This window comes from Stenotrophomonas sp. P5_A8 (assembly GCF_056400545.1).
On record NZ_JBFULB010000035.1, the window covers coordinates 1 to 20,243 of the forward strand.

At 67.9% G+C, this 20,243-nt stretch carries 20 protein-coding genes and 1 pseudogene; 12 read left to right on the plus strand and 9 right to left on the minus strand.

Going from position 1 to position 20,243, the window contains the following annotated elements:
* Both AC1DQP_RS04440 and sufT read right to left on the minus strand, forming a co-directional pair.
* A pseudogene (locus AC1DQP_RS04440) lies at nucleotides 1-314 on the minus strand (branched chain amino acid aminotransferase); the annotation flags it as partial.
* A 60-nt stretch (nucleotides 315-374) separates the two neighbouring features.
* Complete coding sequence (gene sufT, locus AC1DQP_RS04445; protein WP_019182393.1) at nucleotides 375-926, minus strand: putative Fe-S cluster assembly protein SufT; 552 nt, start codon at nucleotides 924-926, stop codon at nucleotides 375-377.
* Nucleotides 927-1,044: 118 nt separating this feature from the next.
* Here sufT and AC1DQP_RS04450 point away from each other — a divergent pair, with 118 nt between their 5' ends.
* Complete coding sequence (locus tag AC1DQP_RS04450) at nucleotides 1,045-1,464, plus strand: hypothetical protein (RefSeq protein ID WP_457319528.1); 420 nt, start codon at nucleotides 1,045-1,047, stop codon at nucleotides 1,462-1,464.
* Between the two features lie 150 nt (nucleotides 1,465-1,614).
* Here the strand turns inward: AC1DQP_RS04450 and AC1DQP_RS04455 are convergent, their stop codons facing one another.
* The gene (locus AC1DQP_RS04455) at nucleotides 1,615-3,069 is read right to left on the minus strand and encodes an NAD(P)(+) transhydrogenase (Re/Si-specific) subunit beta (RefSeq protein ID WP_457319527.1); all 1,455 of its coding nucleotides are present in this window, start codon (nucleotides 3,067-3,069) and stop codon (nucleotides 1,615-1,617) included.
* Nucleotides 3,066-3,374 carry an NAD(P) transhydrogenase subunit alpha part 2 gene (locus tag AC1DQP_RS04460; protein ID WP_019182396.1) on the minus strand — a complete coding sequence of 103 codons (309 nt, stop codon included), beginning with the start codon at nucleotides 3,372-3,374 and terminating at the stop codon, nucleotides 3,066-3,068. The genes AC1DQP_RS04455 and AC1DQP_RS04460 overlap by 4 nt, the downstream gene beginning before the upstream one ends.
* Before the next feature lie 146 nt (nucleotides 3,375-3,520).
* On the opposite strand from AC1DQP_RS04460, the gene AC1DQP_RS04465 reads away from it, so the two are divergent.
* The 3 genes from AC1DQP_RS04465 to AC1DQP_RS04475 are packed head-to-tail and all read left to right on the plus strand — an operon-like array spanning nucleotide 3,521 to nucleotide 4,826.
* Nucleotides 3,521-4,066, plus strand: a complete 546-nt coding sequence (locus tag AC1DQP_RS04465) for an RNA polymerase sigma factor (RefSeq protein ID WP_478051168.1) — start codon at nucleotides 3,521-3,523, stop codon at nucleotides 4,064-4,066.
* Nucleotides 4,063-4,398, plus strand: a complete 336-nt coding sequence (locus tag AC1DQP_RS04470; RefSeq protein ID WP_478051169.1) for a hypothetical protein — start codon at nucleotides 4,063-4,065, stop codon at nucleotides 4,396-4,398. Before AC1DQP_RS04465 ends, AC1DQP_RS04470 begins: the two co-directional genes overlap by 4 nt.
* A 2-nt stretch (nucleotides 4,399-4,400) precedes the next feature.
* On the plus strand, nucleotides 4,401-4,826 hold the full coding sequence (locus tag AC1DQP_RS04475) for a DUF3106 domain-containing protein (RefSeq protein WP_256774984.1): 426 nt from the start codon (nucleotides 4,401-4,403) through the stop codon (nucleotides 4,824-4,826).
* A 224-nt stretch (nucleotides 4,827-5,050) separates the two neighbouring features.
* Here the strand turns inward: AC1DQP_RS04475 and AC1DQP_RS04480 are convergent, their stop codons facing one another.
* Nucleotides 5,051-6,136: an NAD(P) transhydrogenase subunit alpha gene (locus AC1DQP_RS04480; RefSeq protein ID WP_457321061.1), complete on the minus strand. Its 1,086-nt coding sequence runs from the start codon at nucleotides 6,134-6,136 to the stop codon at nucleotides 5,051-5,053.
* Nucleotides 6,137-6,251: 115 nt separating this feature from the next.
* Nucleotides 6,252-8,561, minus strand: a complete 2,310-nt coding sequence (locus tag AC1DQP_RS04485; RefSeq protein ID WP_478051170.1) for a DUF1631 domain-containing protein — start codon at nucleotides 8,559-8,561, stop codon at nucleotides 6,252-6,254.
* 329 nt (nucleotides 8,562-8,890) lie between these two features.
* Between AC1DQP_RS04485 and AC1DQP_RS04490 the strand changes: the two genes are divergently transcribed.
* From AC1DQP_RS04490 to AC1DQP_RS04505, 4 genes are read left to right on the plus strand one after another with little or no spacing between them, the layout of a single operon-like run.
* Nucleotides 8,891-9,466 (plus strand): nitroreductase family protein, encoded by a 576-nt coding sequence (locus AC1DQP_RS04490; RefSeq protein ID WP_457318564.1) that lies wholly within the window; start codon nucleotides 8,891-8,893, stop codon nucleotides 9,464-9,466.
* A 1-nt stretch (nucleotide 9,467) separates the two neighbouring features.
* Entirely contained in the window at nucleotides 9,468-10,421 is a 954-nt protein-coding gene (locus tag AC1DQP_RS04495; RefSeq protein WP_457318565.1) for a 5'-3' exonuclease, read from the plus strand.
* Nucleotides 10,418-10,969: an NUDIX hydrolase gene (locus AC1DQP_RS04500; protein ID WP_457318566.1), complete on the plus strand. Its 552-nt coding sequence runs from the start codon at nucleotides 10,418-10,420 to the stop codon at nucleotides 10,967-10,969. The genes AC1DQP_RS04495 and AC1DQP_RS04500 overlap by 4 nt, the downstream gene beginning before the upstream one ends.
* Nucleotides 10,962-11,771, plus strand: coding sequence for an N-formylglutamate amidohydrolase (locus AC1DQP_RS04505; protein WP_457318567.1), 810 nt, complete (start codon nucleotides 10,962-10,964; stop codon nucleotides 11,769-11,771). Before AC1DQP_RS04500 ends, AC1DQP_RS04505 begins: the two co-directional genes overlap by 8 nt.
* Before the next feature lie 119 nt (nucleotides 11,772-11,890).
* On the opposite strand, the gene AC1DQP_RS04510 is transcribed toward AC1DQP_RS04505, so the two are convergent.
* Nucleotides 11,891-13,321, minus strand: coding sequence for an MFS transporter (locus AC1DQP_RS04510; protein WP_457318568.1), 1,431 nt, complete (start codon nucleotides 13,319-13,321; stop codon nucleotides 11,891-11,893).
* Nucleotides 13,322-13,428: 107 nt separating this feature from the next.
* Here AC1DQP_RS04510 and AC1DQP_RS04515 point away from each other — a divergent pair, with 107 nt between their 5' ends.
* Nucleotides 13,429-14,316 (plus strand): LysR family transcriptional regulator, encoded by an 888-nt coding sequence (locus tag AC1DQP_RS04515; RefSeq protein WP_457318569.1) that lies wholly within the window; start codon nucleotides 13,429-13,431, stop codon nucleotides 14,314-14,316.
* A 154-nt stretch (nucleotides 14,317-14,470) separates the two neighbouring features.
* Here AC1DQP_RS04515 and pip read toward each other — a convergent pair whose 3' ends face one another.
* Nucleotides 14,471-15,415: a prolyl aminopeptidase gene (gene pip / locus AC1DQP_RS04520; RefSeq protein WP_457318570.1), complete on the minus strand. Its 945-nt coding sequence runs from the start codon at nucleotides 15,413-15,415 to the stop codon at nucleotides 14,471-14,473.
* Nucleotides 15,416-15,574: 159 nt separating this feature from the next.
* Nucleotides 15,575-16,423 carry a peptide chain release factor N(5)-glutamine methyltransferase gene (gene prmC, locus AC1DQP_RS04525; protein WP_457318571.1) on the minus strand — a complete coding sequence of 283 codons (849 nt, stop codon included), beginning with the start codon at nucleotides 16,421-16,423 and terminating at the stop codon, nucleotides 15,575-15,577.
* A 428-nt stretch (nucleotides 16,424-16,851) separates the two neighbouring features.
* On the opposite strand from prmC, the gene ahpC reads away from it, so the two are divergent.
* From ahpC to oxyR, 3 genes are all read left to right on the plus strand, one after another.
* Nucleotides 16,852-17,415, plus strand: a complete 564-nt coding sequence (ahpC, locus tag AC1DQP_RS04530) for an alkyl hydroperoxide reductase subunit C (RefSeq protein ID WP_256774973.1) — start codon at nucleotides 16,852-16,854, stop codon at nucleotides 17,413-17,415.
* Nucleotides 17,416-17,566: 151 nt separating this feature from the next.
* On the plus strand, nucleotides 17,567-19,159 hold the full coding sequence (ahpF, locus tag AC1DQP_RS04535) for an alkyl hydroperoxide reductase subunit F (protein ID WP_256774972.1): 1,593 nt from the start codon (nucleotides 17,567-17,569) through the stop codon (nucleotides 19,157-19,159).
* An 86-nt stretch (nucleotides 19,160-19,245) separates the two neighbouring features.
* Nucleotides 19,246-20,196 carry a DNA-binding transcriptional regulator OxyR gene (gene oxyR, locus AC1DQP_RS04540; RefSeq protein WP_478051171.1) on the plus strand — a complete coding sequence of 317 codons (951 nt, stop codon included), beginning with the start codon at nucleotides 19,246-19,248 and terminating at the stop codon, nucleotides 20,194-20,196.
* The last annotated feature ends 47 nt before the right edge of the window (nucleotides 20,197-20,243 follow it).

Sequence of the window (20,243 nt, forward strand, 5' to 3'; positions counted from 1 at the left end):
GAACGCTGCGGGCGGCGGCCGTTGGCCTCCGGGCGGAAGGTCCAGATCGAGCCGTCGGCGTGGCGGTAGGCCTTGATGCCTTCGAAGATTTCCTGGCCGTAATGCAGCACCGCGGCGGCCGGGTCCAGCTGCAGCGGGCCATACGGGCGCACCACGGCATCGTGCCAGCCGGTGTCCTTGTCCCACCGCACTTCCACCATGTGGTCGGTGAAGTGCAGACCAAAACCGGGGGCGGCCAGGATGCGCTCACGCTCCTCGCTGCTGCGCGGGGTGGCGGAACGGGTGGTGTTGAAGCTCACGGAAGACTGGGACACCGGATATTTCCTGTTCTGGTTACGGGGAACGCCTTCCACCGCAGGCGCGGCGGCAGGCGGTTACAGCATGCCGGTTTCGAGCCGGGCGGCCTCGGACATCATGTGACGGCCCCACGGCGGGTCGAACACCAGCTCGACGTCGGCCTCGGCCACCGTCGGAATCATTTCCAGCTTGCTGCGCACATCGTCCACCAGGATCTCGCCCATGCCGCAGCCGGGCGCGGTGAGGGTCATCTTGATATCGACCTCGCGCTGGCCATCGTCCAGGTGCTTGAGGTCCACTTCATAGACCAGGCCCAGGTCGACGATGTTGAACGGAATCTCCGGGTCGAAGCAGGTGCGCAGCTGCTGCCACACCAGTTTTTCGACCTCCTCGTCGGAGGCATCGGCGGGCAGTTCCAGCGCAGGGGGCGCTTCCTTGCCGATGGCATCGCCATCCTTGCCGGCAATGCGGAACAGATTGCCTTCGACAAATACGGTATAGCTCCCACCCAGGGCCTGGGTGATGTAGCCATAGCTGCCGGCGGGCAGCGTGACCGTTTCGCCCTGCGGGACCATGACGGCCTCGCAGTCGCGTTCGAAGTGGACAGGTTCACTGCTACGGGAATACATGTGGATCGATATGGGGGTCGCGGCCAATTCCCGCAAGGCGACCATTTTAGCCCAGTGGCCGCCCACGCGCCGGTCACCCCGCAAGCCGGTATCCTGTGGGCACTTACAGGAAGATTGCATGTCGCCCACGTCCGTGCCTGTCCGGAGCCGCCACTGGCTCTGGCCCCCGATGTTGCTGCTTGGTGTCGTCACGGCCACGTTGGCCTGGTTGTTCATCGCCCTGCTCAGCGGCCGCCAGGCCGGCTGGATGGCCGTGCTGGCGGCCTTGGATATCGCCTTCATGCTGCGCCTGGGCACCTTTCGCCCCGGCCCGGCGCGGGTGGTGGTGACCCTGCTGGCGACCCTGCTGGTTGCGCTGGCGGCCAACTGGGGCATCGCCTCGGCCTACCTGGGCGGCTCGATGGGCCTCAATCCGTGGGATTCAGCGTTGCGGATGGGCCCGTTCATGGCCTGGACCCTGCTCGGCTTGGCCAATGGCGCAGCCGAATGGCTGTGGCTGGGCGTGGCCCTGGTGGTTGGGTGGTGGGTGGCGAAGTAGCCGCCCTGCATGCGCGCTGTCGCCRCATGCCTTTGCATGCATCGGTCGTGCCGGCCGCTGGCCGGCTCTTCCTGACGTCTGGACGTAAACGCGTTGGTATTCACGCATCGTGGGGATGCCGGCCAGCGGCCGGCACTACGCGATGTTGCTTCAATGCCCGCCGTCGAGCGCCTTCAATTCGCTGACCAGCGCGCTGGCTGCGCCGGCACCATCGCCGTACAGCATGCGGGCGTTGTCGGCGTAGAACAGCGCATTTTCGATACCGGCAAAACCGGTGCCCTTGCCGCGCTTGATCACCACCACATTGCGCGCGTTGACCACGTCCAGGATCGGCATCCCGTAGATCGGGCTGGCCGGATCGGTGCGTGCGACCGGGTTGACCACATCGTTGGCGCCGATCACCAGCACCACGTCGGTGTTGGGGAACTCGGGGTTGATGTCGTCCATGTCGGCGATCAGATCGTAAGGCACGCCGGCTTCGGCCAGCAGCACGTTCATGTGCCCGGGCATGCGCCCGGCCACCGGGTGGATGGCGAACTTCACCTTGATACCGCGATCGATCAGGCGCTGCGCCAGTTCCCATACCTTGTGCTGGGCCTGGGCCACGGCCATGCCGTAGCCGGGCACGATCACCACGCGCTCGGCGAAGGCCAGCATCGCGGCCACGTCGCTGGCCTCGATCGGCTTCTGCGCCCCGCTGATTTCCTGCGCCACGCCACCGCCGCCGAAGTTGGAGAACAGGACCCCGCTGATCGGCCGGTTCATCGCCTTGGCCATCAACCGGGTGAGCAGGATGCCGGCCGCGCCGACCATCATGCCGGCGATGATCAGGGCCTCGTTGCCCAGCACGTAGCCTTCAAAGGCCACCGCCAGGCCGGTGAAGGCGTTGTACAGCGAGATCACCACCGGCATGTCGGCACCGCCGATCGGCAGCGTCATCAACACGCCCAGTGCGAGGGCGACCACGAAGAAGCTGACGATCGCCACCGGGCTCAGGGTGACAGCCGCCCAGATGCCCAGCACCACCATCGCCAGGGCAACCAGCAGATTGAATGCCTGCTGCCCGGGGAAGGTCACCCGCCGGTCGAGTCGGCCGTCGAGCTTGGCCCAGGCAATGATCGAGCCGGACAGCGACACCGCGCCGATCGCCGAACCGATCACCGCCAGCGCCAGCACGGTTGCCGACGGCTGGCGCGCGGCCAGGTCGGCCAGCGCCTGCTCGCTCCAATGGGTGGTATCGCGGTTGGCCAGGAACGAGAAGCGCAGCAGTTCCACCGCGCCGATCGCCGCGGCCGAACCACCGCCCATGCCGTTGTACAGCGCTACCATCTGCGGCATGTCGGTGATCGCCACGCGCTTGGCCGACCACCAGGCTACGCCCGTGCCGATGGCCACCGCCGCCAGGATCAGCGGGATGTTGTGCAGTTCTGGCAGGAAGAAGGTGGCCACCGTAGCGATCAGCATGCCCAACCCGGCCCAGCGGATCCCGCTGCGCGCGGTCATCGGCGAGGCCATGCGCTGCAGGCCGAGCAGGAACAGGGTGGCGGCCACCAGGTAACTCGCCTGCACCAGCCACTGCAGCAGTTGCGCGGTGGTCACGTTCAAGGCGCCTTCTCCCCGGCGTCGCGCTTGGCGCTGGGCTTGAACATGTCCAGCATGCGTTCGGTCACCACGTAGCCACCGGCCGCATTGCCTGCGCCCAGGACCACCGCGATGAAACCGATGATCTTCTCCAGCGGCGTCTGCGCATGGCCCAGCACGACCATCGCGCCGATCAGCACGATGCCGTGGATGAAGTTGGACCCGGACATCAAAGGGGTATGCAGGATCACCGGCACCCGCGAAATGATCACGTGGCCGGCAATCGCGGCCAGCATGAAGATGTACAACGCCACGAACCCGTCGCTCATTGCAGTCTGTCTCCCAGGCGGTCTTCCCGTCCCCCCATCATAACCATGCGCTGAACCGATCTGCAGGCCGGTCAACCGATCGGGCGCTGGGGCGTTCTCACGGTATCCCCCTGCGCGAGCGCTACCCTGTGCTGGTGAGCCCTACCTTGCAGACACTGCCCGACCAGGCCGACGCCGCGCTGCCGGTGTCGCTGGATGCGTTCCTGGCCGGGATCGGCCCGCGCGCGTTCCGTTTCGCCGAGGCTGGCCTGCGCCAGCGCGACGATGCGTTGGATGCGGTGCAGGACGCGATGCTGCGCATGTTGTCCTACCAGGACAAGCCGGCCGCCGAGTGGGCGCCGCTGTTCTGGAGCATCCTGCGCCGACGCGTGGTGGACCTGCAGCGCCGACGCGGCTTCCGCCTGCGCTTCTGGCGCAGCAGMGACGAGGAAGGCGGCGACCATGACATCGACTGGGCCGATTCGGCGCCCGGCCCGGCGCAGGCCCACGAACAGCGTCAACAGTACGCGCAGCTGGTGGCGGCACTGCGCGAACTGCCTGCGCGCCAGCGCGAGGCCTTTACCCTTCGCGTACTGCAACAGCTGGACGGCGCCTCCACCGCCAAGGCCATGGGCTGCAGCGAAGGCGCGGTCAAAACCCATCTTTCGCGCGCCCGGCAGGCGCTGCAGCAGCACCTGGAGATCGAACTGTGAGCCGCCCCGTCACCCCACCCGTCCTCGATGACACCGCCCTGCGCGCGTTGCATGCGCAGGCCCTGCAGCAGCTGTCGCCGGCCACGCTGGCGCGGCTGCGCCGCGACCGCCAGGCCGCTGCGCCACGGCGTGGGCGCGTGYATGGCTGGTGGATGGCTACTGCCTGCTCGGCCGTGGCTGCGCTGGCGCTGGGTTACAGTTTCACCGTCAACCCGCCAACCACACCGGCCGCACCGCCGGTGACGAGCACGGTGGATGACAGCAGCGATGTGCTCGACGAGAATCCCGACCTGTACGTGTGGCTGGGCACGACCGACCTGGCAATGGAGTGAACATGACACCGCGACTGATCCTGGCGTTGCTGCTGCTGTGCGCGAGCGCGGCGGCCGGGGCGCAGAGCCCGACCCTGCCCGACTGGGAGCGGCTGACCCCGCAGCAACGCGAGGCGCTGATCGCGCCGGTCCGCGACCGCTGGAACGATGCATCGCCGCCACAGCGCGAGCGCATGCTGCAGCACGGCCAGCGCTGGCAAAGCATGACCCCCGAGCAGCGCGAGCTGGCCCGGCGCGGTCGGCACCGCTTCGAGAACATGAACCCGGAACAGCGCGAGCAGGCCCGTGCGCTGTTCGCGCAGATGCGCGAGCTGAGCCCGGCCCAGCGCGACGACCTGCGCGAACGCTGGTCGAAGATGACCCCCGAGCAGCGCCAGGAGTGGCTCAAGGCCAATCCGGTCAAAGACGCGCCGCCGCCGAAGCGCTGAGGGCGCGTCTCGGGTGGAGCCACGCTGTGCGTGGCTGCTTTTTGGTCTGGCATCGCGGGCAGCCACCCATGGGGTGGCTCTACCGGGTTGCGGGATGACTGGGTAAAGCCACGCCATGCGTGGCTGCTTTTCGGTCTGGTATCGCGGGCAGCCACCCATGGGGTGGCTCTACCGGGTTGCGGGATGGCTGGGTAGAGCCACGCCATGCGTGGCTGCTGTTCGCCTCAGCCGCCGGCTATCCAGCGGGTCTTGGCCAACAGCTCGTCGTCCCAGTCGAAACCAATCGCCCCGTCCTTGAGGAACAGCGCCACGAAGTTGTAGACGTTGCGCGCATACATCTCGCTGGCGTGCACCGCACCGAGGCTGGCCAGGTCGAGCGGCCCATCGACGGTCACCCCGTCGACATCCACCACCTCACCGGGCCGGGTTGCCTCGCAGTTGCCGCCGGTCTCGGCCGCCAGGTCGACGATCACGCTGCCTGGCTTCATGCCCTGCACCATCGCGGTGGTGACGATCTTCGGCGCCGGGCGCCCGGGCACCGCTGCGGTGCAGATCACCACATCGACCAGCCGCAGGTGCTCGCCGAGACGACGCTGCTGCTCGGCGCGCTCCTCCTCGGTCAGCGGCCGCGCGTAACCGCCCTCACCGACCGCGCTCACGCCCAGGTCGAGGAACTTGCCACCCAGCGATTCGATCTGCTCACGGGTCTCCGGCCGCACATCGAAGCCCTCCACCTGGGCGCCCAACCGGCGCGCGGTGGCGATCGCCTGCAGCCCGGCCACGCCGGCACCGACGACCAGCACCCGCGACGGACGAATGGTGCCGGCCGCAGTGGTCAGCATCGGGAAGAAGCGCGGTGCGCGCTGCGCGGCGATCAGCGTGGCCTTGTAGCCGGCCATGCCGGCCTGAGAACTGAGCACGTCCATTGATTGGGCGCGGGTGGTGCGCGGCAGGCGTTCCAGCGGGAAGGCCTGCAGCCCCCGCGACTGGATCAACCCGGCGCGTTCGGCATCGGCCTGCGGGTGCAGCATGCCGACCAGGCTGGCGCCGGATTTGAGCTGGCCCAGCCGCACGTTGTCCGGCGGCTGCACGCACAACACGATGTCGGCCACGGCCAGGCGCGCGTCGTCGGCCAACTGCGCGCCGACGTCCAGATAGGCCTGGTCAGGAAAACCCGCCGCCTGTCCGGCCGCGGGCTCGAACCACACCGTCGCGCCCAGGGCGGCCAGCTTGCGCGCCGTCTCCGGCGTCATCGCCACGCGTCGCTCGCCCGGCGCGCGTTCCCGTACCACCAGCACATCGACAGCCATGCATGTCCCCGACGATCAGCAGAGTGTGGGGGGATCGTAACCTGATCGCGGCATGGACGCCTGCCGCCTCAGGTCGTTGGCGCACTGCCGCCGGGCAGGGCCCGGTGCTACCGGCTCAATGCACGGTGGCGTTCTTGTTGTCCAGCCGGTCGATCACGCCCTGCATGGCGCTGTCGAAGGCACCATCGTCGATATGCGCGCGCAGGCGGCCCAGCCGCACCATCACCGCAAGTTCTTCCGGCGAGGCCACGCAGAAGCGCACGCCACGACGATTGACGAACAGCAGGCGCGAGGAAATCGGACTCACCCAGGACAGCTTGCCGGCCTGCACCTTGCCGTCCTTGTCCACGAAGTCCAGCCACGTGCCGATCTCCAGGCCGCGGAAACGGTCCGCATCGGCGTTGTCGAAATCGCTGACGTCCACCTTGCTGCCCAGCTCGACGGCAGCGGTTTCCTGCACCGGGGGGGTGGGCAACGCCACCTGCGGCAATTCGGGCAGCGCGCGCTCCAGTTCCGGGCGCGATTCGGCGATGCCCTGCAGGGTGTCGTGCAGCGCATCGATCGCGCCGGTGGCCGCATCGGCATGCACGCCGACACTGGCAAACACCTTGCGCAGCGACGCGTGCCAGGCCTGCAGCCAAGGCTTGCCGACAATCTGCCGGCGCGCCTCGGCCACTTCTTCCAGCAAGCCGTCAGCCAGTGCCAGCGCCTCGCCGACCGATGCGCCGTCTTCGCCCTCGCGCAGCACGCTCAGGGTCAGGTGGTGCTGCCACGGCTGACGCAGGAATTCGCCGATGGCCTGTGGCAGCGTCGCATCGGCGATGCGCCGGTCCAGCTCGGCGGCCGAACGGCTGCGCGCCATCTCCAGCTTTTCCTGGCCGCGCTGGGTTTCAGCGGCGCGGCGCTCGGCGATCTCGATCCGGCGCCGGTGCTGGGCGAGGAAATCGCGGAATTCTTCTTCCAGGGTCAGGAAGATCGCCAGGTTCTCATTGAACTCGGCCACCAGGCGCTCGATGATCTCCTCGACCTTGCCCATCAGCACGCGCTCGGCCTGGCTTTCGCCGGTGTTGCCTTCGCAGGCCTCGGCCAGCGAGTTGAGCAGCTTGCGCGCCGGATGGGTCTTCTGCACGAACATGCGTCGGTCGAGCATGGCCACCTTGACGAACGGCACCACCAACCGGCCGATCAGCTCGCGCGAGCGGCCCTCCAGGTCGCGTTCGTCCAGCATTACATCGAACAGCATGCCGACCAGATCGATCGCATCCTCGTCCTGCGGATCCAGCCGCGCCTGCGACGGATCCACGCCAAGGCGGGTGGCACCGGACAGCACTTCGCTCTTCAACCGCTGGGCCAGCGATTCACCGTCTTCGCCGATCGCCGCGCGCAGGGTCGCGCTCGGGGTGGCCTGCAGCAGCGACAGCACCGACATCATTTCGCGCTGGCTGAGCGGACGCTGCTGGCCCACGGCGACGCTGGCCGCCGAGGTGGCGTCCTCGCGCACGTGGCGGGTCTGTTGCAGCAGTTCGTGCAGGGCTTCGAGCAGCATGCCCTGGTTGTTGCTCATGCCTTCGCCGGCGGGGCCCGGCGCCGGGCCGGCCTGCGCGGACTGCATGCGGCCGCGGCTTTCGGCCCAGCGATCGGCGAAGCGTTGCGCCCAGGCAGGCGCCGCCGCATCGTCGTTGCCGGCCAGCGATTCGGCATCCAGCGCATCGACCAGTTCGTCCAGTTCATGGCGCGGCGCTGGCGCGCGTGCGGCAGGACGGCGCGGGGTCGACATCTGCGGCATGACCCCGGCGGCGGCCAGCAGCTCGTCCAGCGCTTCATAACGCTTGCCGATCGTGGCGTGCAGGTCGCGTTCGCACAGCTTGATCAGCACCAGCCGCACTTCCGGGGCCAGCTCGCAGTCGGCAAACGCCTCATGGATGGCTACGCCGATATGCTCGGGGCTGATCGGGTTGCTGTCGGGATTGATGTCCAGGCCACCGGCGATCCAGCCCAGGCGGCGATCGAGCCGTCCCAGCACCGGCTTCCAGTCGCGCAGCAGCACGGTGGCGAAATTGCGCACCGCCAACCGCGACTCCAGCACGTGTTCGGGCACCAGGCTCAGCCCATCTTCGATCTGTCCGGCCAGGGTCGCCTCGGCCGAGGCCGGCTGGCCACGATCAAGCGCATCCCAGGCCTCGTCGAGGTGGCCACGGAACCCGCGCACGATGTCCTCGCGGCGGCGGCGCAGTTCGCGCATCCCGTCCAGGAACAGCAGCTGCGACGCGCCAGCGGTGCCGGCACGGTCGAACAACACGTCGTCGAAACGGGCCAGCACGGTCGCGAACGACTCGGTCAACGCGGGCAGCACTGCCTCGCGGGCCTGCTTCAACAGCGCCGGGTCGCGACCCGGCTGCCCCAATGCATTGGGCGTGGCGATCATGCGAAAAGGCTCCCCACCCTCGCAGGCACAGAATGCAGCATGGAAACGATGGATACCGGTGCCCCCCAGGCACCTGCATCCGGATGGCAGGTCGGCCGACCGGTCAGGGACGGTGAAACAGTCCGCACGTTGAACCTCATGACCGGGTGCCGGCAGGCCTTGTATCGTACGGCCAGCGCCGACGGGAAGCGAGTACAGCCATGTGAAGGAATGCCACTCATTAAGTGATGTTCATCACGCTTCGTCGCAAATCGATCAGAGAAGGCCCAAAGCCGCGTCACAAACTGCCGCGACTATACTGGGCGCACCGCCCATCTGATCGAGAAATCATGCCCGACTCCCCTGCGCTGCAAGCCCTGGACGCCCGCCGATCGGTGCCGGCCCTGCAACTGGGCGCGCCCGGGCCGGACCCGGAGATGCTGCTGCGCATGCTGGCCTCGGCGGTGCGCGTGCCCGATCACGGCAAGATGGTGCCCTACCGTTTCCTGAAGATCGCCGGCGACGCGCGTCACAGTCTGGGGGCGTTCCTGGCCGAGCGCAGCCGCGCCCGCGACCCGCAGGCCTCCGATGCCCAAGTCGAAAAGGACCGGATGCGCTTTTCGCATGCCCCGCTGATCATCACCGTGATCGCCCAGCCCCGCCCCAACCCCAAGGTGCCCGAGCAGGAGCAGCTGATGACCGTCGGTTGCGTGTGCTTTGCGCTGATGCAGGCCGCGCAGGCGCTGGGCTTCGGCGCGCAGTGGCTGACGGCATGGATGGCCTTCGACCCGGCGGTGCACGCCCACCTGGGCCTGGCCGAGGGTGAGCGCATCGCCGGCTTCATCCATATCGGCACCCCCAAGCTGCTGCCGCCGGAGCGCGAACGCCCCGATCCGGCCGCGCTGCTGCAGGACTGGGTGGGCTGAGGTGTCCGCACTTGCCCCTGCGGCCGTCGTTGCGCGGCCACCGCTGTACCTGGTCGATGCCAGCCTGTACGTGTTCCGCGCCTGGCATTCGATGCCCGACGAGTTCCAGGACCAGCAGGGCTGGCCGACCAACGCGGTGCATGGTTTCGCGCGCTTCCTGCTGGACCTGCTCGAACGCGAGCGGCCGCAGCATATCGCCATCGCCTTCGACGAGGCGCTGGACAGCTGTTTCCGGCACCGTCTGTATACCGCCTACAAGGCCAACCGCGACCCGGCCCCGGACGCCCTGCGCCGCCAGTTCGCGCACTGCAAGGCACTGTGCGCCGCGCTCGGCCTGGCCGTACTGGGCCACCACGAATACGAGGCAGACGACCTGATCGGCAGTGCCCTGCATGCGCGCCGCGACGCCGGCATGCGCGGGGTGATCATCTCCGCCGACAAGGACCTGTCACAGCTGCTGTTCGAACATGACGAACAGTGGGACTACGCACGCAACCAGCGCTGGGGCATGGCCGGGGTCAAGGCCCGCCACGGCGTGCACGCGCACCAGATGGCCGATTACCTGGCGCTGTGCGGTGATGCCGTGGACAACATCCCCGGCGTGACCGGCGTCGGCACCAAGTCGGCTGCCGTCCTGCTGGCCCATTTCGGCAGCTTGGACACATTGTACGAGCGGCTGGACGAAGTGCCGTTCCTGCGCCTGCGTGGCGCGGCGCAGATGGCCGTGCGCCTGCGCGAACAGCGCGAGCACGCGCTGCTGTGGCGCCAGCTGACCACCATCGCGCTGGATGCCCCGCTCGACTGCGCCGATGCCGATTTCCGCCGCGGCAGCGCCGACCCGCAGATGCTGCAGGGCCTGTGCGATGCGCTGCGGTTCGGCCCGCTGACCCGGCGCCGGCTGTTCAGCGCCGCCGGGCTGCCCGACTCTCCTTCCGTTGCCAGCGAGTTCGCATGAGCCACAACACCCAAGAACCCAAGGTCGTCTACGAAGGCAAGTACCAGCGCATGGTCGTGCGCGGCACGTGGGAATACAGCGAACGCACCCATGCCGGCGGCCTGGCGGCGATCATCATCGCGGTCACCCCGGAGGACAACGTGCTGTTCGTCGAACAGTTCCGCGTCCCCCTGCAGGCCAGCACCATCGAGATGCCGGCCGGGCTGGTCGGTGACATCGATGCCGGTGAGTCGATCGAAGTTTCGGCGGTGCGCGAGCTGGAAGAAGAAACCGGCTGGACCGCCGCGCACGCCGAAGTACTGATGATCGGCCCGACCTCCTCCGGTGCCAGCAGCGAGAAGATCGCCTTCGTGCGCGCCACCGGTTTGCGCAAGATCGGCGACGGCGGCGGCGACGCCAGCGAGGACATCACCGTGCACGAGGTACCTCGCGCCCGCGCCGCCGCATGGCTGGTGGAGAAAATCGGCGAGGGCTACGAGCTGGACGCCAAGCTGTGGGCCGGGTTGTGGATGATCGAACACCACCTGGACGGAACCCCGCGTGGCTGATGCATCTCCCCATCAGACGGCCCACGGTGCACTGCTGGGGCCCTCCGATCCGCCACCGTTCACCGTGCATCGGCCACAGGGACGTTCGCCGTTCGTGCTGATCGCCGACCACGCCGGCCAGCAGATCCCGGCCACGCTGGCTGGCCTCGGCCTGGCACAAGCCGAGCGGGACCGCCACATTGGCTGGGACATCGGCATCGCCGGGGTCACCGTCGCGCTGGCGCGCCTGCTCGATGCGTGGGCGATCACCCAGACCTACTCGCGGCTGGTGATCGACTGCAACCGGCCGCTGGCATCGCCAACGCTGATGCCGGCGATCAGCGACCACACGGTCGTTCCCGGCAACCAGTCGCTGTCACCGCTGCAGCGGCAGCAGCGCATCGACGCGATCCACGCGCCCTACCATGCCCGCATCGACGCCGAGCTGGACGCCCGCCACGCGCAGGGCCGGCCAACGCTGCTGCTGCTGATGCACAGCTTCACCCCGGTGATGAATGACGCCGCGCGGCCCTGGCATGTGGGCGTGCTGTACCACCGCGACACGCGATGTGCGCATGCCCTGCTGCAGGCGCTGCGCGATGAGGGTGACCTGGTGGTGGGCGACAACCAGCCCTACGCGGTGAGCAGCACCAGCGACTACGCCGTGCCGGTGCATGGCGAAGGCCGCGGGCTGGTGCATGTGGAGCTGGAGATCCGCCAGGACCTGATCGCAGACGCCGCCGGCCAGCATGCCTGGGCGCAACGACTGGCGCGGATCTTCACCGCGCTGCAGCCGCAGCTGGAAGCATTTGCGCGCGGGTGATGCCGGCCGTTGGCCGGCAACCGGAGATCACCACACCGCAGGCGCCGCCATGGTAGAGCCGACCGTTGGTCGGCTGCACGCAGTCCTTCCGGGTGCGGCCCACGCCGTGCACGATCCCCCTATCCCTCACCCGCGCCTACCGCCGCCAGCGCGGCCGAATCCTGCTGCGGCCGCAACCACAGCGCCACGGCCACGCCAAGCAGCGCGAACAACGCCGCGCCGTACTGCGCGTTGATCAGTCCCTGCAACGCTTGCGCACTGGTGCCCGCCGCCTGTTCGCCGCGTCCGGCATTGGCCAGCATCACCAGCACCGCCAATCCCAGCGCACCGCCGATCTGCTGCGCGGTGGCGGCCATGCCCGACGCCACGCCCTGCTGCGCCGCCGGCACGCCCTGCCCGGCCACGATCCACATCGCCGTCCAGGTCATGCCCTGGCCGATGCTCAGCACCACGATGCCCGGCAGCAGCGCCCAATACGTGGCGCCAAACGGCATCGCCACCGCGACCGCGGCGATGCCGATCGCACCAGCGGCCATGCCCAGCGCCAGCACCTGGCGCGGCGAGCGCCGCAGCAGCATGCGTTCGGTGATCCGGATGCCGAACGTGCACACCAGCGTCGGCGGCAGGAACGCCAGCCCGGCCTGCAGCGCGCTCCAGCCGTAGCCGTCCTGGAAGTACAGCGCCAGGAAGTAGTACTGCACGCCGAAGCTGCTCATGAACACCATCGTCAACAGCATCGCCGCGCGCAGGCTGCGCAGGCGCAGGAGCGCGAACTGCATCAGCGGGTCGCGGCTGCGCTGTTCGATCCGCACGAACGCGGCCAGCAGCGCCGCCGACAGCACCAGGCAGGCCAGCGTGCGCGGCGCCAGCCAGCCCCATTCCGGCCCCTGCACCAGCGTGGTCACCAGCAGGCTGCCGCCGAGGGTGACAGTGAGGCAGCCGGCCAGGTCGAACGAGCGGCCCACCTGCCGCGCCGGATCGCGCGGCAACCACCAGCCACCCAGCACCGCGCACGCACCGGCAAACGGCACGATCACCAGCAGTACCGAAGACCAGCCGAAGCTCTGGGTCAGCACGCCGCCCAGCAGCGTGCCCAGTGCCAGGCCACCGGCGCTGGCCATCGACCAGATCGCCAGCGCGCGGTTGCGCGGGCTGCCCTCGGCGTAGATCGTGTTGATCAGTGACAACGTGGCCGGGAACAGCAGCGCCGCGCCGATGCCCTGCACCGCGCGCGCGGCGATCAGCAGCCAGGCGCTGTTGCTGAACCCGCCGACCAGCGAGGCCAGCGCGAACAGCGCCATGCCCAGTCGGTACACCCGACGACGCCCGAGCAGATCGGCCGCGCGGCCGCCCAGCAGCAGGCAGCCGCCGAACGCCACCGTGTAGCCGCTGACGATCCATTGCAGCTGCTGCGCATTGATCTGCAACTGCACGCCCATCTCGTGCAGGGCGACGAAGATGATGGTGGCGTCCAGCGCGATGATCAGCTGGGCCATGGCCAGCAGGGTCAGTGCCAGGCGGGGTGGGAACGCATGCGTGGAGTGGGTCATGCCAGTTGCTACGTGGGGAAGGCGCGCAGTCTCATTGATGACGTCAAACAAATAAACCCGGATACTTCGATTTCTGTCATGCATTTTCGCATCAATCGGACACCGCCATGGATCTCAATGCCGTGCGCATGCTGGTGCAGGTCGCCGAAGCACGCAGTTTCACCGTGGCCGCCGGCCAGCTGGGCATCAGCCAGTCCGGGCTGTCGCGTGCGGTCGGTCGCCTGGAAACCGAGCTGGGCGTGCGTCTGCTCCATCGCAACACCCGCAACGTCAGCCTGACCCCGGACGGGCGCCAGTTCGTCGATCACTGCACGCCACTGCTGAGCGGGCTGGAAGACGCCGAACGGCGGCTGGGCGATCGCCCGTGCACGCCGTCGGGCGTGTTGAAGCTGACCGCGCCGTCCATGTTCGGGCGCAAGGTGCTGGTGCCGCTGGCCGGGCAGCTGACGGCCGCGCATCCGCAGCTGCAGTTCGAGCTGGTGCTCAACGATCGGCTGGTCGACCTGGTCGAGGAAGGCTTCGATGCGGCGCTGCGCACCGGGCCGATCAGCGACGTGCGCATGGTGGCGCGCCCGCTGCGGCCGTTGCACTGGGTCACGGTGGCCTCGCCGGACTACATCGCCCGGCACGGCGCGCCGGCCACGGTCGATGCGCTGCACGATCACGCCTGCCTGGCGGTGCGCAACCTGCGCAGCGGACGGCTGGTGGACTGGCAGTTCCGCGACGCGGAGGGTGGGCTGCGCGAATTCACGCCCCCGGCGCGGATGGTGTTCGACAGCGGCGATCCATTGGTGGAAGGCGCGCTGGCGGGTGTCGGGATCGTGCAGGTGATGGATTTCGCGGTGGCCGATGCGCTCGGCGACGGCCGCCTGCAACGCGTGCTGCAGCCGTTCGAAGGCCGCAGCCGCGCGTTGTCGCTGGTGTACCCGCCGTCACGACAGGCCTCGCCGAAGTTGAAGGTGCTCGCCGCAGCGTTGCTGGCAGGCCACTGGTAGCCAGCCGCCCAGCCCCGGTAGTGCCGGCCGCTGGCCGGCTCCACGCAATTTCTGGCATGCACCCAAGGGGCACCGCTGTGCCCGATCGGCGCGCAGGCGGCCAGCGGCCGGGAACAAAGCAGCCGGCCAACGGCCGGCATTACCCGTGGGTTGATTACCCGGCGAAGCGATCCGTAGCGCGCACCAGTGCGTCCACGTTTTCCGCTTCGAACGCGGAGTGGCCCGACGCCGGGCTGATCTCCAGCGTCGACTTCGGCCACGCCTTGTGCAGTTCCCACGCGCTCTGCAGCGGGCACACCACGTCGTAGCGACCGTGCACGATCACCCCGGGGATGTCGGCGATGCGGTGCACGTCGCGCAGGAGCTGTTCTTCCACCTCGAAGAAACCGCCGTTGACGAAGTAATGGTTCTCGATGCGCGCGAACGCCAGCGCGAACTGCGGGTCCTGGTGGCTGTTGACGAAATCGTCGTCCACATGCAGGAAGCTGGTGGCCCCTTCCCACACGCTCCAGGCCTTGGCCGCGGCCAGGCGGGTGGCCTCGTCATCACTGGTCAGGCGACGATGGAACGCCGAGATCAGGTCGTGGCGCTCCACCGCCGGGATCGGCTTGAGGTAGTGCTCCCACGCATCCGGGAACAGACGGTTGGCACCTTCCTGGTAGAACCATTCCAGCTCCCAGCGACGCAGCATGAAGATGCCGCGCAGCACCAGCTCGGTCACCCGCTCGGGATGGGTCTGCGCATAGGCCAGCGCCAGGGTCGAGCCCCAGCTGCCACCGAATACCTGCCAGCGCTCCACCTTGAGGTGCTCGCGCAGCCTTTCGATATCGGCCACCAGGTCCCAGGTGGTGTTGTCGACCAGGTCCGCATGCGGGGTGGAACGCCCGGCGCCACGCTGGTCGAACAGGATGATGCGGTACTTGGCCGGGTCATGGAACTGGCGCATCTTGTCGCTGCAACCACCGCCCGGGCCACCGTGCAGCATCACCACCGGCTTGCCGTCGGGGTTGCCGCACTGCTCGACATACAGCGTGTGGCGGTCATCGACCTTCAGGGTGCCGACGTCATAAGGGGTGATGGCGGGATACAGCGTACGCATGACAGGAACTCCATGTGGAATGACAGTCGCCGCGTCACCGGTGCGCCGAGCGCACGGCCGGTTCTGCGGCAGCGACCACCGGTCAGCGCCGCATCAGGCTGCGCCGGCGTCCGGTGGACAGAGCATTCTAGCCTCGGGCTGCGCCGGGGCCACGCTGCACTACGCGGGCAGACAGCCCAGGCTCACCCGCTCACGCTGTTCCAGATCCCGCTCGGTGGCCACCGACTGGAACCCGGCCTGCAGCAGCAGCGCGCGGATCGCCTCGCCCTGGTTCCAGCCGTGTTCGAGCAGCAGCCAGCCGCCCGGCCGCAGGTGCGCCGTGGCGCCGTCGATGATCCGCCGGATGTCGTCCAGCCCGTCGGGGCCGGCGGCCAGCGCGGTGGCTGGCTCGAATCGCAGGTCGCCCTGCTGCAGGTGCGGATCGTCGCTGGCGATGTACGGCGGGTTGCTGGCAATCAGGTCCAGGCGCATGCCAGCCAGCGGAGCGAACCACGAGCCTTGGCGGAAACTGACGTTGCGCACCGCATTGCGCACCGCATTCGCGCTGGCCACGGCCAGCGCCGCCGTACTGAAATCGGTGGCGATCACCTGCGCCAGCGGCCGCTCGCTGGCCAGCGCCAGCGCGATGGCGCCACTGCCGGTGCCCAGGTCGGCCACGGTCAGCGGCACGTCCAGCGGCAGCCGGGCCAGCGCCAGCTCGACCAGCAGCTCCGTTTCCGGGCGCGGGATCAGCGTGGCCGGGGTCACCGCCAGGTCCAGCGTCCAGAAGCCGCGGTTGCCGACCAGATACGCGACCGGCTCGCCCGCCACCCGACGCGCCAGCAGGGCCGCGAAGGCGTCCGCGTCGGCCTGGGCCACCGCGTCGGTGGCATGGGCGAACAGCCAGCTGCGCTCACGCCGGAGGACATACAGGAGCAGCAGTTCGGCCTCATGCCGTCCTTCCACCCCCGGCAGGGCGGCGGCGGCATCGGCGAGCAACTGGCGGACCTCGGGCGGCGCGGCGGTCATGGCAGGGCGATCAGCGAACGGGGCGCGAAGTGTAGTCCACCCCACGTGGCCCACGCAGGCGGTGAGTGCGACGCAGCATCGGCCGGAATCCATTGATTCAAAGAATGCCGATACCAATATTGATTGGGCTCCCCTATTGCGAATCCGCGCCAAGCGCCTGATCGCGATGCCCATTGGCGCAGGCGTCGTTCAGCCAGCGGCGGAGGCGGATAAACAACGGCTATGGCTGCCATCGATGGCTGATCCGCCAAGACCCGCGTCCCGCAAGGGATCTGCCCCGCGTGGTGCCAAGCGTTCATCCCCTGATCATTCCATTTTGATAGCCTATGACTATCGTATAGATGCAATCAATGGATTGTCCTTATGGGAATGAAGCCGCTAACCTGTGTTGGTCGCTTCACCCACCCCCTTCACCAAGAGGAACAACGATGTCGCTCATCAATACCAAGATCCTGCCGTTTGAAGCCAACGCCTACCAGAACGGCGAGTTCATCAAGGTTTCCGACAGCACCCTGAAGGGCCAGTGGTCGGTCCTGATCTTCATGCCGGCCGCGTTCACCTTCAACTGCCCGACCGAGATCGAAGACGCCGCCGACCATTACGCCGAGTTCCAGAAGGCCGGCGCCGAGGTCTACATCGTCACCACCGACACCCACTTCTCGCACAAGGTGTGGCACGAAACCTCGCCGGCCGTCGGCAAGGCCCAGTTCCCGCTGGTCGGTGACCCGACCCACCAGCTGACCAACGCCTTCGGCGTGCACATTCCGGAAGAAGGCCTGGCCCTGCGCGGCACCTTCATCATCAACCCGGAAGGCGTGATCAAGACCCTGGAGATCCACTCCAACGAGATCGCCCGTGACGTCTCCGAAACCCTGCGCAAGCTGAAGGCTGCCCAGTTCACCGCCGCCAACCCGAACCAGGTGTGCCCGGCCAAGTGGAAGGAAGGCGAGAAGACCCTGACCCCGTCGCTGGACCTGGTCGGCAAGATCTAAGCCGCGCCTCATCCCCATTCCCGTTTCGACGGGAGTGGGGGTGAACCCAAGCCGGTGCCCACGCGCCCGCTTCGGTTCACCCCCATGTCGCGCAGATGCACCCGCGGGGTTCGTCGACGCTGTTCCCTTGCCTGAATCAAGGAGTTTTTCGATGTTGGATGCCAACCTCCAGTCCCAGCTGAAGACCTATCTGGAACGTGTCACCCGTCCGATCCAGATCACGGCGCACGTGGATGACGGCGCCAAGTCGCAGGAGATGCTGGAGCTGCTCAACACGCTGACCACGCTGTCGGCGCAGATCCGCCTGGACGTACGCCGCGACAGCAGCGAGCGCACCCCTTCGTTTGCGCTGACCACTCCCGGCCAGGACATCCACCTGGCCTTTGCCGGGCTGCCGATGGGCCACGAGTTCACCTCGCTGGTGCTGGCCCTGCTGCAGGTTGGCGGGCACCCGTCCAAGGCCACTGCCGAGCTGATCGAGCAGGTGCAGGGCCTCGAGGGCGAGTTCAAGTTTGAAACCTATTTCTCGCTGTCCTGCCAGAACTGCCCGGACGTGGTGCAGGCGCTGAACCTGGCGGCAGTGCTCAACCCGCGCATCCAGCACGTGGCGATCGACGGCGGCCTGTTCCCGGCCGAGGTCGAGGCACGCCAGATCATGTCGGTGCCAACGGTGTACCTCAACGGTGAAATGTTCGACCAGGGCCGCATGACGCTCGAGCAGATCGTGGCCAAGCTGGACACCGGGTCGGCCAAACGCGACGCGGCAAAGATCGACGCCAAAGCACCCTTCGAGGTGCTGGTGATCGGCGGTGGCCCGGCCGGCGCGGCAGCCGCGATCTACGCCGCGCGCAAGGGCATCCGCACCGGTGTGGCTGCAGAGCGTTTCGGTGGCCAGGTGCTGGATACCATGGCAATCGAGAACTTCATCTCGGTCAAGGAAACCGAGGGCCCCAAGCTCGCCGCCGCGCTGGAACAGCACGTGCGCGAGTACGAGGTCGACATCATGAACCTGCAGCGCGCCACTGCGCTGGCGCCGGCCGGTGATGACGGCCTGATTGAAATCACGCTGGAAAACGGTGCCGCGCTGAAGTCGCGTTCGGTGATCCTGTCCACCGGTGCGCGCTGGCGGCAGATGAACGTGCCGGGCGAAGACCAGTATCGCAACAAGGGCGTGGCCTACTGCCCGCACTGCGACGGCCCGCTGTTCAAGGGCAAGCGCGTGGCGGTGATCGGCGGGGGCAACTCCGGCGTGGAAGCGGCGATCGACCTGGCCGGCATCGTGACGCATGTGACCCTTTTGGAATTTGATGACAAACTCCGGGCCGATGAAGTGCTGCAGAGAAAGCTGCGCAGCCTGGGCAACGTCACCATCATCACCAGCGCCCTGACCCAGGAAGTGCTGGGCGATGGCCAGAAGGTGACGGGGCTGGTCTACCACGACCGCGTCGGTGGCGATGCGCACCGGGTCGAGCTCGAAGGCATCTTCGTGCAGATCGGGTTGCTGCCCAACACCGAGTGGTTGAAGGGTTCGGTGGCGTTGTCGCCCCGCGGCGAGATCGTCATCGATGACCGCGGCCAGACCAGCGTGCCAGGCGTGTTCGCAGCGGGCGATTGCACCACCGTGCCCTACAAGCAGATCGTCATCGCGATGGGCGCCGGTTCGACCGCCGCACTGAGCGCTTTCGATCACCTGATCCGTACATCCGTTCCCAAGAGCAGCGGCGTTGTCGCCGAAGCTGCCTGAAACGTCAGGGTCCCGGTTCACCGGGGCCCACCTGCTGGGTAAGCCACGCCATCACCCGGTCCATTACCGCTTAGAGGTCCAAGGAAATGAACCTACGTGATCTGAAATACCTGGTGGCGCTGGCCGAGCACCGGCACTTCGGCCGCGCCGCGGCCGCCTGCTTCGTCAGCCAGCCCACCCTGTCCACCCAGATCCGCAAGCTGGAGGACGAGCTTGGCCTGCCGTTGGTCGAACGTGCTCCACGCAAAGTGATGCTGACCCCGGCCGGGGTCGAGGCGGCGGCGCGTGCGCGCACGATCGTCGCCGAGGTCGAGCAGATGAAGGAAGCTGCCCGGCGCAGTCGCGATCCGGAAGCCGGTACGGTGCGGCTGGGGATTTTCCCCACGCTGGGCCCGTACCTGTTGCCGCATGTGATTCCCAACATCCGCGAACGCTTCCCGCAGCTGGAACTGTTGCTGGTCGAGGAAARGAGCGACGAACTGCTGGCGCGGCTGCGCGAAGGCAAGCTGGATGCGGCGTTGCTGGCGCTGCCGCTGGACGACGATCAGCTGCATGCCGAATTCCTGTTCGAGGAACCGTTCCTGCTGGCCGTGTCCGGGCAGCATCCGCTGGCGCGGCGCCACCATCTGGACGTGCAGGAACTGTCCACGCAGAAGTTGTTGCTGCTCGAGGACGGGCATTGCCTGCGCGACCAGGCCCTGGCGGTCTGCCGGTTGTTTGGTGCCAATGAAAAGTCCGAATTCCGCGCCACCAGTCTGGAAACGTTGCGGCAGATGGTCGCCGCCGACGTGGGCATCACCCTGCTGCCCACCCTGTCGGTGAAACCGCCGGTGCCCCGTTCGGAGAACATTCGCCTGCTCGATTTCCAGGGCGATGATCGTCCCAGCCGCCGCATCGCGATGGCGTGGCGGCGCAGTTCGGCGATGACCGGTTTCCTCCAGCAGCTGGCGCAGCAGTTCAAGCGCCTACCGGCCGGCCTGTTCACCCTGGAAAACACCGATTCGGACGTGGGCACGGCACCGCGCCGCAGCGCCTGATAYGCCGACCGCCCAACACGCTGAACCGGCCGCATCGTTGTCGATGC